We start from the raw sequence: 15,695 nt of genomic DNA, 5'->3' as shown, positions 1-15,695 counted from the left end.
TTCCATAAAACATCATGCAATTCTCTTACAAATTATGAAGTAGGTTCTGTTTTCTGTTTTACGGTCTTTGCATTTTTTGCTGGTTTAATCCAAATCATTGCTATAACAGCACCAATACCAGCGAAAATACTTGTTAAATAAAACACTTCATGGTCAGCACCTTTCATGAAAAAAGAATATAGAGGTGGTCCAGCTGCTACACCGATAAATCTCATGGAACTATAAAATGACGTAACCGTCCCCCTTTGCTCCTTTTCAATCCCTTGTGTAATTAGGGCGTCTAAACATGGGAGTGCCATACCAATTCCTATCCCCATAATAACGAGACAAAGAAGTAGTAAATAGATCCCTTTTATAAATAAAGGAATGATGACTGATGCAGCTGCCATTAAAAAACCAATATAAATACACTTCTTCATAACGTTTTGATTATCTCCAATTTTTTTACCGGCCATATATGAACTAAGTGATAGTACAAGTAATGGGATAGCAAGTACACAGCCTTTCCATATACCATGAATGTCATACTTTGATTCCAGTATCGTCGACAAATAAAAGAGAATTCCGAATAAAATAAGCATAATAATTGCACCTAATACAAAAATGGCAACTAACCATCTTCCCTTTTCTCGAAACGTAGAGATAATAGATTGAATAAACTCTTTAAGTGGTGGTACTTCTCCTTCTTGTTTCTTTGCCTTTACTAGAACAAGTAATAAAACAATTGATACTACGCATAAAACTGGAATCGCCCAAAATGGTAAGAACCATACAATGGCAGCAAGAGCAGATCCTAAAATAGGGCTCAGCACTTTTCCAAATGTATTGGATGTTTCAATGATTCCTAAACCTGCACTAACTTGTTTTTCATCTTTGTATAAATCACCAACACAAGGTATAACAACCGGCATTGCACCAGCTGCACCAATACCTTGAATCGCTCTACCGATCAGTATCCAAGTGTAGGGGTTATCAACTTTCCATGATACCCAACCAGTTACCGCTCCGCCTATAGCCGCAATCAGCAAACTCGGAACCATTACCATCTTTCGTCCCCATCTATCTGATAAGTAACCAGCAATCGGTATAAGTAAAATGGCTACGATGGAGTAAATTGTAATTATCATGGATACTTGAAACGATGAAATATGTAATTTCTTTTCGATAGTCGGTAGGATTGGAATAAGCATTGAATTCCCTAATGTCATAACAAGTGGAACTGATGCAAGCGCAATCAAACAACAGTTTTCTTTTTTTAACATGTTGGCTTCGGAACCCTTTCATCGTATATTTCTTACCATATAATAGCCCTGGTGGAACGTAATTTTTCATTCCACCAGGGCTATTACATCTTTACTACTTCCCATTTACAACAAAAGAAATTGGGGAAAATATAGTATTATTCCTATTCTTTGAATCCAGTTCGCAATATATCCATACCAATTAATTGAAAAAAAAGAAAGGAAGAATCCTTCCTTTCTCCTATAACCTTCTACAATTAGCGAGTATATCCGCCACCAAGTTGTTGTTCTGCCATCGCTACTAGACGTTTTGTAATTTCACCGCCTACAGAACCGTTTGCACGTGAAGAAGTGTCAGCTCCAAGTTGTACACCAAACTCTTGTGCAATTTCATATTTCATTTGATCTAAAGCTGCTTGTGCTCCATGTGATGCTAATTGATTAGAATTACGATTTCTAGCCATTACCAATCACCTCCTTATTTATATATAAATTGTGTTAAATTTTAATTTAAATACATGGTAATTTTTGGTTATTTATATTTTTTAAAAAAGAGTCTCTACAATGAGAGACTCTTACATCATTTTATATTAAGAGGTTACTACTTCTAAATTTCTATTTGTTAATACTTTCATTTCTTCTTTTAATATATCTTTCGCATGATGTCCAAACCATTCGAGTGAAGCAAAATGGTCAGTATCTCTCACTTCCTGAATAATCTCATCATAATTTACCACACCTTCAAATAATGGAACCATACCAATTCGACTTCCCGCTGCTGCATATACATTATTAGGTTCAAATACATGTAAATAATCTGCTGACGATATATTCTTAAAATGATAATGTTGTATCCACGGCCTTAGTCGATGGAAACTGTCTATTGGATTTGCACCAGACTCCCATATATGAAGAAAATCAAGATTTATTTTCAAATTCGGATGATTTACTTCCTTTAATAATTCCAAAGTAGAAGGCAACGTATCCGTTAACGTATTTGGATGTGTTTCTAAAAGTACATACATATTATGCTGAGCAAATAAATCACAAATGTTGCGAATTCGCTTTACGTACTCTTTCCTTTCCTGTTCCGAGAAATCTTCGCTTCCCTTTTGTCCAGCAAACGTACGAATTTTGTTCGTTTTAAACCAATTAGCTAGTATTGCAAGTTGTGCACATTTCTCTATCGTTTTTTCAAAATCTGCCGATAATGATATGTCTAAATAATCACTGATCATCGTAATTTCCAAGTTTTTATCCTTTAAACAATTCAATTCTCGTTCTGTCGTTTCATACTCTTGTATATACAAATTTTGTGCATGAGTCCCCCACAATTCAATGCCCTCAAAGCCGTTTTCATATGCAAATTGAACAATATCAGTAAATGAAATTAATTGATGACGAAAGGAAATAGTACATAACGAATATCTCATAGGTTTGAACTCCCTTATTTTAAATTCAGCTAGCTTTTTAATACGCTAAGACAGACTGGTTTTTTTCTATTTCTTTCCATAATAAAAACTGTCTCTCTAATTCAGCCTTAATTTGCAGTTCAATTGCATTCATTTCATCCAACTTTTCAACAATTGATAATAACATACCTTTATTATTCGTCATTGCCATTTTAATTGCACGATACTGTACATTTGTAAATCCTTGTACAATATCTTCTATCCGATCACACCAATAATCAAATTCTTGCTCCGAATATCGCAACGTTTCACGGAAGTATGCAAAGGCATGTTCATAACTATATTTACGAATTGCAAGTACTGGTATTTGTTTGACTGCCGCTACAAGACCAGAAAGCGAATAGCCTTCTTCTTCATTTGCCATTTTTATAATTAAATTTTTCAGCTCCATAGTCAGTTCATTGTCATTTCTTTTGAAAGTTTCTATGAAATAACTCGCTACCATTTCTTCTGTTGGCCCCTGAATTTCTTCTACATCAATGAAATACCCTCCACCAAATGGGTTATCTTGAACAGAGTGAAGCACTTTTTCTCTTTCCATATACCCTTCCCAGCGAAAATCAGGATCTAACATGAACCATTCTTCTTCTTTCTCTGTCTTCGATATCATTAAATAATGCGGAAACGGTTTTTGATGGAATTTGTTTTCCCGCTCTGGCAATAGAGACATATCAACCATTACAATGACATAGCGATTTTCTGGCTTGTTTTCAACTAATTGCAAAAACGTTTCTACATTGCTAGCTTTATCTTTTGCATGATCATACCATTCGTTCACTTTCATGCCATACAACTTTTCATACCATAATAAATAATTATTATGGTTAATATTTTCGGAGTGATACGATATAATACCGCCTTCTGTTATATCAAAATCTCCGTCCCATAGTCCAAAATAAAAGGGACGAAAATCTATATCGCTACGCCTTTTTATAATTTCGCAAAAACAACTCACTAAACAGTGCACTTTAATTGAAGTCATATTCTCCTCCACTTTCCTAAAGGTTAATTATTCACATTTACTTCATATACCGGCTGTAACTCCTCCATAAAATCAAGTAAAGATCCTACAGTAAGAAATGCTTTTGGGTCTACCTCATCCTCCGGAACGCATAACTTTAAATCCATTTCTATGTATACAATGAGCTGTAACATCATTACCGAATCTATATATAAATCTTGATTTAAGCGCATCGTTTCTTCTAAATGCGTAACGTTTTTGAGTTCCATTTTCCCTGTCATAATTTTCAACACTTCATTTTTTAATGTTTCACGTCTCATGCTGTAACCTCTCCCATCTCTAGTAACTTTCTACTTACTTTTCCAGTTTTATTTTTCGGAATTTCAATTACACTTTCAATCTCATGCGGAACTTTATAAGATGGTAAATGCTGCATACACCATTCTCTTATTCGCACTGGATCAATATGAGAGATTACTTTCGCTTTAACAATTTCGCCCATGACAGGATGTTTCCCTCGATATACAATTGCCTCTTGCACACCTTCTAATCGAAGTATTGTTTCTTCTACCTCTATCGGAAAGACTTTTAATCCTGAAACGTTAATCACATCGTCCATGCGTCCTATAAAATGCAGACCACGCTCAGATTTATATCCCAAATCTTTCGTGAAAATTTTCTTATCGTTCATTTTCACTACGATTTCTTCAGGCATATTTTCATCTGAACCTATGCTTATACTCGCATGAGGTAGTGGATTTCCTAAATCTAAATGGCTTTTCATATCATGACATATACTAATACAACCCGCTTCAGAACAACCATATTGCTGCATCATATATGTTGTCGTTTCTTTTAGTTTATAAAACAATGCTTCTGGCAAAGGCGCTCCGGATGTCATAATTTTATGAAACTGAAACGTTCCTTGCGGGAAACTCCCCATAATATGTAACATAAGTGGTACTGCATATATGATATGTTTTTCTGTATTGCGAACTATATTTAATGCGAATTTAGGATTTTTATTCGTAATGATGATAGGTTTGCTTCCCCGCGTAATTGCAGATAACGTACCACATATTAATCCGTATGAATGTGAAACAGGAGCCATAACGATCGGCACTTCATCCTCTTCACAGTTTAAAGCTTCATTATAAGCAGTAATTTCTGTATCCACTTCCGTCCATGCTCTACGAATCAGTTTCGGTTCTCCTGTTGTTCCAGAACTATATTGCAATAAAGAGGGCTCTTCTAGTAAATCGTTCACTACTTCTAATTTCGTAAAATCGCTATATTCTCCATATAAAATCCCGGTACAATTTGCACGCTTTGCCATTTCAATAGCCGTTTCTTTTGGCGTATCTTCATGTATAAGCAATACTGAGGATTTCTTTTCTTTTAAGAAAAACACAAGCGTAATAATATCGAATGGATCTTTCAGACAAAGCGCAAATTTATTTCCTGCCGCTTCTTGAAATTGTTCCGTTTCCTCATAAACTTGTAATCTCAAATTAAAATCACTTTTGCTATACTCTTGTTTATTAACGATTAGCATAATTTCCCCCTGTAACAACTGATTTTTGTTTGTTAAGTTGTCTTGCTCTATACAATGGATTTGGAACTTCATGAACAAGCGATTCCACATCCATATATAATCGACGCTTCGTTAATTGCTCAGCATAGAATGTAGGGGTGTATAGCTGAATACTTTCAAATCTATCTTTCAAGTGTGGATATTTTCTAAAATGATTTTCAATTTCTTCGACCACTATTATCCAAAAAATTGCTTCTTTCCAATCATATTCATCCGCAAGTATGAAAGCTAATTCTCCTACATTAAATAAGAACAGTGCATCTAGTACCATCTCTTGTAAACATCCAATACGATCCATTTCAAAGAAATCATTCATTTTTCCATTTGCATATGTTTTATGCATTTTAGTAAAATCCGGACATTTATTCATTTCTTTTAAGAATGGACGATAAAACTCAAGTCCTTCATGGAAATCCTTTAATGCAATACGGACAGGTAGCCCTTCTTTATGAACTAAAATCATATTTTGTCCGTGTGATTCTAGCGCAATCCCATACTCTACAACAAGATGTATAACTGGTATGATCGCTTTTTGAATCAGTAATCGTAGCCAATTTTCTATCCCATATTTGTTTAACCATGCATCAATAACTGGTGTTCCGTCTTTCTCCTTTGCATATAAGCCGTTAAAGGGAACCGCATCCTCTTGCTCATCTAAATATGTATGAACGCTTTCACGCCAAATGCATCCTAATGAACCATATGTGGCTTTCTTATTCGTATCATACGTTACACTCGAAAATTCCTTTAACAAAATAATGCGCGATTCATCCCTTAAATAAGAATCCTGACTTACGACATCACTTAACCAATTCGATATAGCTGGTGCACTCACAACTGAATATGGTTTCAGCGTACGGAGTGTTGAAGTGTTAAGTATGTTCAGCGATAACTTTACATATGGTCTCTTTGGATTCGTAACATTTCTTAACGTCCTCATCGATTGTTGCGCGCAATAATTATCCACTGATTGTCCTAAATAAATTATATTTTTATCCTGTATATGATCAGCGTAATTTGGAATGATAAAATTCTCCCACTGCCAAGGATGAACAGGTATAAACACGTACTGTTTTGGATTACATCCCGCACTGTGAATTCGTTCCATATACATTTCTAATGTATGCGCGCCTATCTCACCTTTTAAAATATTGTCATAGATCATTTCATTTTCATAACCTACAGTCGCATATTTCTTATGAGCTGCAATCCATATGAGTTTTATTGGCCTCATAAATTCATATCCATATTGAAAATTGTCACGATATTGAAACCCAATGCGCGCTTTATAGCTAGGATGATATGGATGACCGTCTATTAAATGGCTTTCAAAGTCATCATACAATCTTTGGGTATATTTCACCTTATTATGTCTTTCATATTGTGCAATCGTGTCTTTAAATATCGTTTGTTCTAATTCATGAATAAAAGAATCTAATTTCGTTTTTTCCACGTTAACAACTCGAAAAACTTCTTCCAAAAATTGTGAGACTGATTGTATTTCTTGTTTTTCCTCTTGAACTCTTACTATTAATGAATCTATAGAGATACGTCCAAATGTCATTCGTTCTCTTCCGTAACATTCGTACGTGGCACTTTTGTTGTCTTCATCAAGTCCTTGTATAAGAAAAAGAATTTGTTCTTCGTTTTCAATGCGAACTGGTGTAATGATCCCCTCATAAATTAACGATTCTACTAATTGACGTAACACTCTTCTTCGCACTGAAATGTAATCTTCTGATTCGAGCGCTTTCAATATTCTCGTATGATACATATCCACTCTCATAACTCCCTCCGCCTTACGAAAAAATACCATTATTTGTATTACGTGAAATTTTAACGTTATTTATGAACGAACAGCCACTTCTCTAACGAGCGGATTCTGTACCTGTACGTAAATTGCTTGTTCTAAAGGATTACTTAACTCATCGACATCGAAAAATCTCGTTAATAAATTTGCTTTACATGCCAACTTATCCTCTTCTAACAATTCTCTTAAAAAGGTAGAAGGTTCACGGTTATAAGGAAGGAACGATTCAAGTACAGATCTTAATTCAGAGAGAAGAAATTCCTCCTTAATTAATCCTGCTGTGCCAAAACCGTTAATGAGACCAAACATATGATTAAAAATTAAGTAGTAACGAAATCTCTCATCTACAATATAATCGTCATATAAATTTCCAGTACGCTCTCCAATGCCAGCCAACTCATTATGAAGCATCTCTTTCATTGAATTACAGAAATAAAACCCTTGATTATCACGGAAATAATATTTGACCGGATAACCATCCTTTAGCTGAACAACGCTATTTTGCTGATGCGCTTCTAATGCAACACCATAACGTAAGTACATCCATACCATCGGCTTTAAAGAAATATTCATATATCGTCTAAACCAATCTAAACTTACTTCTTCACAGCTTCTACCTTCTAAATCTGCTAGTCGATGAATAATATTCGATAAACGAGTACGTTCCCCAGGTATAGCATCTTGCACTAATCCAGCAATTAAAGTAGCGTCATTTGCATGTTCACTATAAAAAGGATTCTCTCGTATAATTACTTCAAATCCAGATTCTTTTGCCCCGTAATGTAATGTAATAAATGCTGGATCACAAATAAAATCAAAACCTGGAAACTTCTCTAACACTTCACCAATTGCTGTATTTAGCATTTCCTTTCCTTCAAGACCACTCTCTAGTTCCTTCAATTTATTAATACGCATTGAATTTGTTACTTTTACTGGAAATGAAAACTTAAGCATATATTTTGATTGAGGATGATATAACGTCCTAAGTGATGATGTTGCCATATAATACTTACCGACAGGGCCGATATATTCAAGTACTCCTTGATCTATCCAATCCTGTACGTATGATTGGTGTAATAGCCATTCTGCCTGAAGCGGATGAATTGGAAGTAATGAATATTCATCTTCATTACAATACTTCGATATAAATTCTTTACAAACCATCTCATCATTACGTAACTCTTCTTTTAAAATTACTGTTGTAGAATCTAACAATAATGATTTTTCATTTACTATATTTTTATGTGCCCTAAAATAATGAAGCTGACATTCTCCTTTTAATTCTGGAGAATACATTGCGCTTTTCCATTCCAAAATACCTTGTCTACTCTTTGGGGTTGGATGCGTTAAATGTCCAAATAATAAAGATTGCTCCGCTTCTATAAAGGATGTATGGAAACCGTATAATGCAGATGTATCTTCTATTCTCTCCTTTGTAAATTCTTCAATATTTTGACAACTACGAATAACTCGAAGCATAAGTTCAGCAGGATTCGTCCCTTCTCCGTAGTTGATAGACATCTCTTTTATTAAGAATGTAATAACTGTAACGTAATCTGCTTTTATAACATTCTTATTTTCTCCCATTTGATAATAAAATTGTTCTCCAAACAAATGGCGATCTGTTGCTGATTTATATATAACTTCTCCATACAAAGTAATGTTTTGTGCCGATAACCGACAGCATAAATAAGTAGAGCAAGTATCTCGTTGAAATGAATGGTAGAAAATATCCTCTATCCTTTTATCCTCTGTAATCCATTCTCCACTTCCTGTTTCTCTTAAATAACAATTTAAAAAACTTTGTATTGTTGCATGTTCCGCGATTTGTTTCGCATGCTGCATACTTGTCCTCCTCTTTATATGAACACTATCGAAATTTCATATTACAATCTATAATTGAATATCGTTATCAATTAAAATTCTAATTGAATATCATTATCAATTCAATAGTTTATTTCAGAATTTTTGAATCCGAATAAATATTTCTTTTTTTCAGCCTTTCTTTAATCTAATTAAAAATACACAAGAAAAATTCTCACTTTCAAACTACATACTTACTTTTTTCATTAGTAATTCCCTTCGAAATAGTTAAACAAAAGAGGTATACCTAATTTGGTATACCTCTTTCAAATAATAAGTTTACATAATAATATTATTTATATTTCTCCAACAATACGCTGTTTCTTCTATATTTAGTCTTTTTAAAAATTTCGTGTCAATTTTTTCTGGATTATATTTTTCATAAAACTTTTTAGAAGGATTATTCGTAACAACCCATACTAAAAGTGATTGCATATCATTGTTTATACATTCCGATAGTAAAGCTTGAAATAACTTTTGTCCTATTTTCATTCCTTGATACTCTTGTAAAAGGTAGATCGCATATAATTCCCCGTCACAATTATATGCACCACTTCTTTCCACTCCCCCGTCAATGAATCCAATTATCGTTCCATCTAACGCCTCTGATACAAATCTATATTGGTATTTATCTTCTTGCTGAAAAATGTTTTCCCATTGTTTTTCTCGTTGCTCATATGTTATATTTTCTAAAATTTCGTCAGCAAATATCCCTTTATACGTTGTTTTCCAGCTATCAACATGCACCTTCGCTATACCTGGTATATCATCTTTTATTGCTCTTCTAATATGTATTTCCATCATTTCTCCCCCTTGTTATTCATCATTATATCAATTTATTCCCTTAAAAATCCAAATAAAAAAAGAGTGAATTCACTTCACTCTTTTTTTCACAATTATCTACTTTCCACTTCAACTGAAACAACACGATCAATCTCTTTCAGGGAACTATATAACTCTGTTGTATATAAATCTTCTGGAGCTAAAATAACCATTTCCAGTTGCTGAAATGCTCCACTATCTATATCTTTAATTTTCACTCGTTTCACATGCATACCTAAATTTTTGATTTGCTTAAATATACCATCTAACTCATGATGCTCTTTTACAGTAATTTTTATAGATAAATCCTTTTGTCTTAATGAATACGGACCTGCGATTTTCACAAGTTGTGGAAGTACGTTAATTGCTAAAATAATTAAAATCATAGCAACCGTCGCTTGTAAATAAAATCCCGCCCCAATTGCTATACCTAAAGCTGACGCAGCCCACACCATAGAAGCTGTCGTTAATCCAGAAATAACGTCATTACTTCTTCGTAAAATAACACCTGCCCCAAGAAAACCAATCCCACTCACAATTTGAGCAGCTAGACGCATTGGATCCATATTTGTATGCCCTGGAACAGAATATACATGTACGGCTTCAATTGAAACCATCGTAATTAAACAACTTGCTACAGAAATAACCATACTTGTTTTCACACCAAGCGGTTTATTCTTTAGCTGCCTATCTATCCCGATGAATAATCCTAAAAAGAGTGCTAAACCTAATTTGAGTAAAAATTCATATGACATATTTCCATTCTCCTTACTTTACAATGTTTCCCTTGGAATAATTCACTATAACTCTTTTATGATATCAATTCCAGCCTTTTCTATTCATTTAACGTAAAAAGCCGAAAAAACATTTGTAACGATGTTTCTCCGGCTTTTTATTATGCTTAAGATTCTTCTTTATTTCTGATTTTTAATCTTAATCTCTGCATCTTTGTAGAATGCTAACTTACTGTCATTATACTCTTTTGTAAAATTGTTAAATTGCTCTTTTGATTTTTGTGCTTCCACAGTTGATTCATTAACAGCTTTAACTTTTTCGCCAATCTCTTTTAATTTCGTTTCTTTTACTTTTAATTTTTCATACAGTTCTTTTTCAGTCGCTAACGCCTTCGTATAATTTTCATTCATCTTCTGGAATGCATCATAACGGTTTTTATACGACTCTTCTACTGCTTTCGCTTGTTTTTGTAACTTCTTATCTTCAAGCTTCTCTATATTTCCTTGTACAGATTTCGTTTCTTTCTGAGCTTTTTCTAGCATTTCTTTCTCAGTTTTTAATACTTTTTCACGGTCATCTACATTTGCAGTAGCTTGCTCTATCTTCTTCATAACAGCGTCATTATGATCTTTACCTTCTTGTAAAATTTGAGAATATAGCTCTTGACCTTCCTTCTCTAACTTCTCTAACTTCTTCGCTTCATCAACTAATGATTTTTCTTGTGTTGCTGCTGTTTCAAAAGCTGTATAAAGATTTTCTTCTGGTTTTTCACCGAAACAACCTGTTAATAGTCCTACTGATAGTGCTCCAACTACTGCTACTTTTCCATACTTCAATGTTCATTCCTCCATTACATACGGTTATCATGCCAGAAATTCACTGGGAAGTGACTCTCTTCATGATAAGCTTCAAACTCATAACCCTTTTCTTTTAACCCTTTTAAAATTGCTGGCACAGCAGCAACTGATTGTGGGTGAATGTCATGCATTAAAATAACTTCCTGTGGTTTTGTTGCATGTGTTATTACGTTTTGAGCAATTTGTGCTGCCGCTGCATCAACTTGCACTTTGTTATATTTCCAGTCTAATGAATCAATTGTCCAATCCCATACTTTAAAACCGCCCTCTACCACTTTATTTCGAAGACCTTCATTTAATCCAGGCATCGAACCGTATGGTGGACGTGTTAATTTAGGTGATTTTCCAATAATATTTGCGATTAAGCTTTGATCTTCTTTCATTTCATTTACATACTCGCCATTTTTATATAACTTTGCAAAATTATGTGTCATACTATGCATACCTACATAATGACCTTCTGCATCTTCACGTTTCACTAAATCCGGAAATTCTTTTACATTCGCTCCAATTAAAAAGAACGTCGCCTTCGCATCATGCTGTTTTAACATATTTAACAATTCAGCCGTATATTTCCCTGGGCCATCATCAAATGTAAGATAAGCAACTTTTCTTTCTTTCCCATTAAAACGACTTGGTGCCGTTTTATTCATTTCTACTTTCGGTTGTTCACTTGCAAGCTGTACTACGTTTTCTTGTTTTGCAACAGCCTTTGCTGGTGAAGTAATGGATTGAAACATGAAATACCCAATAGCTACTGCTGCAATCGCTATTAAAACGACTACTACTCGTTTAATTTTAAAAGCTTTTTCCATTCTATCTAATTCCTCTCCCTATTAATCTTATATATAAATCACCCAATATAATTATACATCTATTTATTTTATTACACTATATAAACAGACCTATATATGTATTATAATGGGAGTTTTATCAAAATGGTTGTTCCGATTCCTTCTTTACTTATAAAACTAAGTGTACCTCCATGAAGATCTACCATTTTTTTTACGATAGCTAAACCAAGACCGGCACCTGTAGCATTGTTATTAATCTGGTAAAATGGCTGTTCTATATATGATAAATGCTCTTTAGCAATTCCAATCCCTTCGTCTTTCACCTTGATTACTGCTTGTCCTTCATTTTTAGTCGCTTCAATGTGGATTGTACCTTTTTCATGTGAATATTTAATAGCATTTTGAACAATATTCAAGAAAATTTGTTTTAGCCTATTTCGATCTCCCATCAATTCAATTCTTTCTATCGTATTAATAAATTGAATTTGTTTCTCTTCAGCGTTAGGAGTTAATTGCCAAATCGTCTCCTCTAGTATATCGTATATTTGTACCTTTTGTTTATATAAATTGAAATGATTTGATTGTAATCTTGAAAAATCTAGCAATTCTTCTACTAAATGAATCAATCGGTCTGTCTCACCTGATATAATTCCCATACCTTGCTTTATCTCTTCTTCCGTTAAATGATCTATCGTTTTTAACGTCTCACTCCAACCTTTAATTCCAGTTAAAGGCGTTCGTATTTCATGAGAAATCGAAGCAATGAATTCATTTTTCATCTGTTCCGCTTTTTCTATTTTATTAGACATATGATTTAAACTATGTGCTAACTCACCTAACTCACCAGGATAATCCTCTTTAATTTTCTTCTTTAATGTACCTTCTGCAATTTGTGAAGAAGCATGAATAATAGATTCGATTGGTTTAACAAATGAATTCGCTAATCGTCTACTGATTAAGAATACAATTCCTGAAATAACAATACCTACAGAAATAGTAAACATAATGATTTCGATAATCTTTGCATTTACATTCGTTAAAACAGTCGTATATTTCAAAACACCTATCGTTTGTCCTTGATGAATAAGTGGACTAATCACTTCTAATTGTTTCACATTTTCTTTCGTAGTAGTCACTTGATGGTACATTTCTCCTTCTAGTAACGAATACGGAATAATTACTTTACCTTCGACCTTTTGTCCACTTGACGACTGTATAATCGTACCATGTCGATCAATTAATTGTAATTCAGTTCCTTCTAACTGAAAGCTCTCAATTATATCCCCGCTGTATTCTTGCAAACGAATAAAGTATAGTGAATTGTATTCAGAGAAAAATCGTGTACTTGTCTTCGCATGAGATTCTATATATTGCACAATACCATTATAATAATATCGATAAATGGAGACTGAAAATACGACTTCAAATAATACAAGCATAAGTATAATGACCGTCATAAAATATAAAGTCACTTTTCTTTTCATCTTATACTTTCCTTCCACACATATCCTTTTCCCCACACAGTAAGAATAAATTCAGGTTCTGATGGATTACATTCTATCTTTTGACGTAACCGCCTCATATTTACATCTACTACTTTCGTCTCACCTACATAATTCGTTCCCCAAATCATATTTAAAATTTCATCACGTGAAACCGGCTTTGAAGCCTGATTCATTAAATACTGTAATATCATATACTCTGTAGGGGTTAAATCAACTAATTGTCCACTTTTATATAATCTTTCTTCTATAACATGTAACGAAAACGGGCCAGATGTGATTGTATTCACTTGTTCATCATGTACTTCTATTCTTCTTAATAACGATTGTATACGTGCAGTTAATTCCACTGGACTAAACGGCTTTGCGATATAATCATCTGCACCAATTCCTAATCCTTGTACCTTATCTTCATCTTGTACACGTGCGGTTAACATAATAATACCGATTTTTTTATTTTCTTCCCGGATAGCTTTACAAACTTGAAAACCATCAATTCCCGGTAACATTACATCGAGCAATGCTACATCAACAGTATGTTCACATAAAATCTGTAACGCCTCTTCTCCCTTACTTGCTTCTAATACATCAAATCCAGCACGTTTCAAATTTAAGACAATAAAACTACGAATAGGCATTTCATCTTCTAAGACTAAAATTGTTGGCATAATTTCCACCTCCCTACTCTTGTTGATAATCCGCTAGCGGTTTTACATATGCTTTTACTTTTTCAAAATGTGGTTGTTTCGGTACGGCATATACGTGAGAAGCCGTTTTGACTGCTGCCTCGTATCCTTTTATTTTGAACCATTCTTTCCGCTTAAATATATGGACTTCAAGCCATAGTTCATTTGTCGTAGTATCTATAAATTTTTGAACATCTGATGCTTCTTCCTGAACTGGAACAGTTATTTTTCCAATTAACGTTTGCGGGATTTTGACAAAATAACCTTTCTCTATATTTACATATCTTTCTTCTATCGGTCTAACCTCATCTTCACTCCACTGAATATAACGTTCAAACATCGTACTCTCTCCGTACGATACCTCTTCCCAACCTTTTGGACGCACTGTACGAACAAATTCAATAATGCCGTCTTCATTAATATCTTTGCTCTCCACTACATAATCATTGAATAAATCTTCTTTCCCATCTATAAGTAGTGTCTCATAATGATTCTTATCAAATTTTGCTACATACGTTATCCCTGAATGAGCGCCAACTCCTGCATCAATTACAACCGCCTTTAGTGATTTAGAAATACGCCCCATTTGTATTCTTTGAATGCTATTTATAAATGGATCGAATGATACTTCAGATAAAGTTTTAAATTGTTCCATGAACTCAACTGTCAACTTCTCATCTTTTTCATACGTAACAAGGCTTATATCTTTCAGTCCATTTTTATTTAGATCCTCTATGAATAACTTCGTATAACTTCGATTATATATTTCCTTCATATCTTCATTTTCTTCCGAAAAAACATACATAACATGTTCTAACGATTCACGATTGACAGAAATTCCGATTAATAACTCTCGCTTCCCGTTCCCTGTAAAATCACCGACTTCAACGATATCTACATCTCCACCATCAAATCTATGCGTGGACTTTACTTTCCAGCCATTTCCGATTTCTTCATAGACAGCTAAATATACGCTATGATCTTCATTCGGTAATTTATAAAATAAGATGGCTTCTTTCTTATTATCTTGTTTAAAATCCATTGACCAAATCATCTGTTTATCTTTATTAGACATTGGAGTAAGCAATCGATAAGTAACAGGCAAATCTTTATCTATTTGCTCTTTTAGTTCATTAATCCATTTTTCATTGGCAGGAGCACCCATTAAACTTGTTGGAGCTTCAGACATTTTACATCCAGTCAACATAAAAATGATTCCCATAATGCCTATCCATTTCTGCATATGATATCTTTCCTTATTACAGATTTTCAATATTTCTCTTTACTTTTTGCTTCTCCAATATTCTCATACATATGAGTATAATTTTTCTAAAATAAAAAATCGTTACAGAAAAGTT

At 33.7% G+C, this 15,695-nt stretch carries 15 protein-coding genes; all 15 read right to left on the bottom strand.

The window, feature by feature from the left end:
- Window positions 1-32: 32 nt before the first annotated feature.
- The 15 genes from KZZ19_RS09650 to KZZ19_RS09580 all read right to left on the bottom strand — a co-directional run bounded on the left by KZZ19_RS09650 (window position 33) and on the right by KZZ19_RS09580 (window position 15,580).
- Complete coding sequence (locus KZZ19_RS09650; protein ID WP_237980916.1) at window positions 33-1,262, bottom strand: MFS transporter; 1,230 nt, start codon at window positions 1,260-1,262, stop codon at window positions 33-35.
- Window positions 1,263-1,498: 236 nt separating this feature from the next.
- Window positions 1,499-1,705 (bottom strand): alpha/beta-type small acid-soluble spore protein, encoded by a 207-nt coding sequence (locus tag KZZ19_RS09645; protein ID WP_000113545.1) that lies wholly within the window; start codon window positions 1,703-1,705, stop codon window positions 1,499-1,501.
- Window positions 1,706-1,831: 126 nt separating this feature from the next.
- Window positions 1,832-2,674, bottom strand: a complete 843-nt coding sequence (locus KZZ19_RS09640) for a sugar phosphate isomerase/epimerase family protein (protein ID WP_237980915.1) — start codon at window positions 2,672-2,674, stop codon at window positions 1,832-1,834.
- 37 nt (window positions 2,675-2,711) lie between these two features.
- Window positions 2,712-3,695 (bottom strand): petrobactin biosynthesis protein AsbE, encoded by a 984-nt coding sequence (asbE, locus tag KZZ19_RS09635; RefSeq protein ID WP_237980914.1) that lies wholly within the window; start codon window positions 3,693-3,695, stop codon window positions 2,712-2,714.
- A gap of 23 nt (window positions 3,696-3,718) precedes the next feature.
- On the bottom strand, window positions 3,719-3,994 hold the full coding sequence (asbD, locus tag KZZ19_RS09630) for a petrobactin biosynthesis protein AsbD (RefSeq protein ID WP_237980913.1): 276 nt from the start codon (window positions 3,992-3,994) through the stop codon (window positions 3,719-3,721).
- On the bottom strand, window positions 3,991-5,229 hold the full coding sequence (gene asbC, locus KZZ19_RS09625; protein ID WP_237980912.1) for a 3,4-dihydroxybenzoic acid-AMP ligase AsbC: 1,239 nt from the start codon (window positions 5,227-5,229) through the stop codon (window positions 3,991-3,993). Before asbC ends, asbD begins: the two co-directional genes overlap by 4 nt.
- Window positions 5,216-7,054, bottom strand: a complete 1,839-nt coding sequence (locus KZZ19_RS09620; RefSeq protein WP_237980911.1) for an IucA/IucC family protein — start codon at window positions 7,052-7,054, stop codon at window positions 5,216-5,218. The genes asbC and KZZ19_RS09620 overlap by 14 nt, the downstream gene beginning before the upstream one ends.
- A gap of 60 nt (window positions 7,055-7,114) precedes the next feature.
- Complete coding sequence (gene asbA, locus KZZ19_RS09615; RefSeq protein WP_088096083.1) at window positions 7,115-8,923, bottom strand: petrobactin biosynthesis protein AsbA; 1,809 nt, start codon at window positions 8,921-8,923, stop codon at window positions 7,115-7,117.
- A gap of 297 nt (window positions 8,924-9,220) precedes the next feature.
- Window positions 9,221-9,742: a GNAT family N-acetyltransferase gene (locus KZZ19_RS09610; protein WP_140392425.1), complete on the bottom strand. Its 522-nt coding sequence runs from the start codon at window positions 9,740-9,742 to the stop codon at window positions 9,221-9,223.
- Between the two features lie 95 nt (window positions 9,743-9,837).
- The gene (locus KZZ19_RS09605; protein WP_000119503.1) at window positions 9,838-10,518 is read right to left on the bottom strand and encodes an MgtC/SapB family protein; all 681 of its coding nucleotides are present in this window, start codon (window positions 10,516-10,518) and stop codon (window positions 9,838-9,840) included.
- A gap of 159 nt (window positions 10,519-10,677) precedes the next feature.
- The gene (locus tag KZZ19_RS09600) at window positions 10,678-11,334 is read right to left on the bottom strand and encodes a YkyA family protein (RefSeq protein ID WP_237980910.1); all 657 of its coding nucleotides are present in this window, start codon (window positions 11,332-11,334) and stop codon (window positions 10,678-10,680) included.
- A gap of 14 nt (window positions 11,335-11,348) precedes the next feature.
- Window positions 11,349-12,170, bottom strand: coding sequence for a peptidoglycan-N-acetylglucosamine deacetylase (locus KZZ19_RS09595; protein ID WP_088096080.1), 822 nt, complete (start codon window positions 12,168-12,170; stop codon window positions 11,349-11,351).
- 101 nt (window positions 12,171-12,271) lie between these two features.
- Window positions 12,272-13,633, bottom strand: coding sequence for a sensor histidine kinase (locus KZZ19_RS09590; RefSeq protein WP_088096216.1), 1,362 nt, complete (start codon window positions 13,631-13,633; stop codon window positions 12,272-12,274).
- Entirely contained in the window at window positions 13,630-14,319 is a 690-nt protein-coding gene (locus KZZ19_RS09585) for a response regulator transcription factor (RefSeq protein ID WP_088096079.1), read from the bottom strand. Before KZZ19_RS09585 ends, KZZ19_RS09590 begins: the two co-directional genes overlap by 4 nt.
- Before the next feature lie 13 nt (window positions 14,320-14,332).
- Window positions 14,333-15,580 carry a hypothetical protein gene (locus tag KZZ19_RS09580; RefSeq protein ID WP_088096078.1) on the bottom strand — a complete coding sequence of 416 codons (1,248 nt, stop codon included), beginning with the start codon at window positions 15,578-15,580 and terminating at the stop codon, window positions 14,333-14,335.
- Window positions 15,581-15,695 lie beyond the last annotated feature (115 nt).

The sequence above is a fragment of the Bacillus thuringiensis genome, from assembly GCF_022095615.2.
Lineage (GTDB): Bacteria > Bacillota > Bacilli > Bacillales > Bacillaceae_G > Bacillus_A > Bacillus_A cereus_AG.
This window is presented reverse-complemented; position numbering and strand designations above follow the sequence as displayed.

Excerpts from the sequence above, each read along its gene's own strand:
- KZZ19_RS09620 (WP_237980911.1), bottom strand. The coding sequence starts at position 7,054 with ATGAGAGTGGATATGTATCATACGAGAATATTGAAAGCGCTCGAATCA.
- KZZ19_RS09640 (WP_237980915.1), bottom strand. The coding sequence starts at position 2,674 with ATGAGATATTCGTTATGTACTATTTCCTTTCGTCATCAATTAATTTCA.
- asbA (WP_088096083.1), bottom strand. The coding sequence starts at position 8,923 with ATGCAGCATGCGAAACAAATCGCGGAACATGCAACAATACAAAGTTTT.
- KZZ19_RS09595 (WP_088096080.1), bottom strand. The coding sequence starts at position 12,170 with ATGGAAAAAGCTTTTAAAATTAAACGAGTAGTAGTCGTTTTAATAGCG.
- KZZ19_RS09605 (WP_000119503.1), bottom strand. The coding sequence starts at position 10,518 with ATGTCATATGAATTTTTACTCAAATTAGGTTTAGCACTCTTTTTAGGA.
- KZZ19_RS09645 (WP_000113545.1), bottom strand. The coding sequence starts at position 1,705 with ATGGCTAGAAATCGTAATTCTAATCAATTAGCATCACATGGAGCACAA.
- asbE (WP_237980914.1), bottom strand. The coding sequence starts at position 3,695 with ATGACTTCAATTAAAGTGCACTGTTTAGTGAGTTGTTTTTGCGAAATT.
- KZZ19_RS09585 (WP_088096079.1), bottom strand. The coding sequence starts at position 14,319 with ATGCCAACAATTTTAGTCTTAGAAGATGAAATGCCTATTCGTAGTTTT.
- KZZ19_RS09580 (WP_088096078.1), bottom strand. The coding sequence starts at position 15,580 with ATGCAGAAATGGATAGGCATTATGGGAATCATTTTTATGTTGACTGGA.
- KZZ19_RS09590 (WP_088096216.1), bottom strand. The coding sequence starts at position 13,633 with ATGAAAAGAAAAGTGACTTTATATTTTATGACGGTCATTATACTTATG.
- asbC (WP_237980912.1), bottom strand. The coding sequence starts at position 5,229 with ATGCTAATCGTTAATAAACAAGAGTATAGCAAAAGTGATTTTAATTTG.
- KZZ19_RS09610 (WP_140392425.1), bottom strand. The coding sequence starts at position 9,742 with ATGGAAATACATATTAGAAGAGCAATAAAAGATGATATACCAGGTATA.
- KZZ19_RS09650 (WP_237980916.1), bottom strand. The coding sequence starts at position 1,262 with ATGTTAAAAAAAGAAAACTGTTGTTTGATTGCGCTTGCATCAGTTCCA.
- asbD (WP_237980913.1), bottom strand. The coding sequence starts at position 3,994 with ATGAGACGTGAAACATTAAAAAATGAAGTGTTGAAAATTATGACAGGG.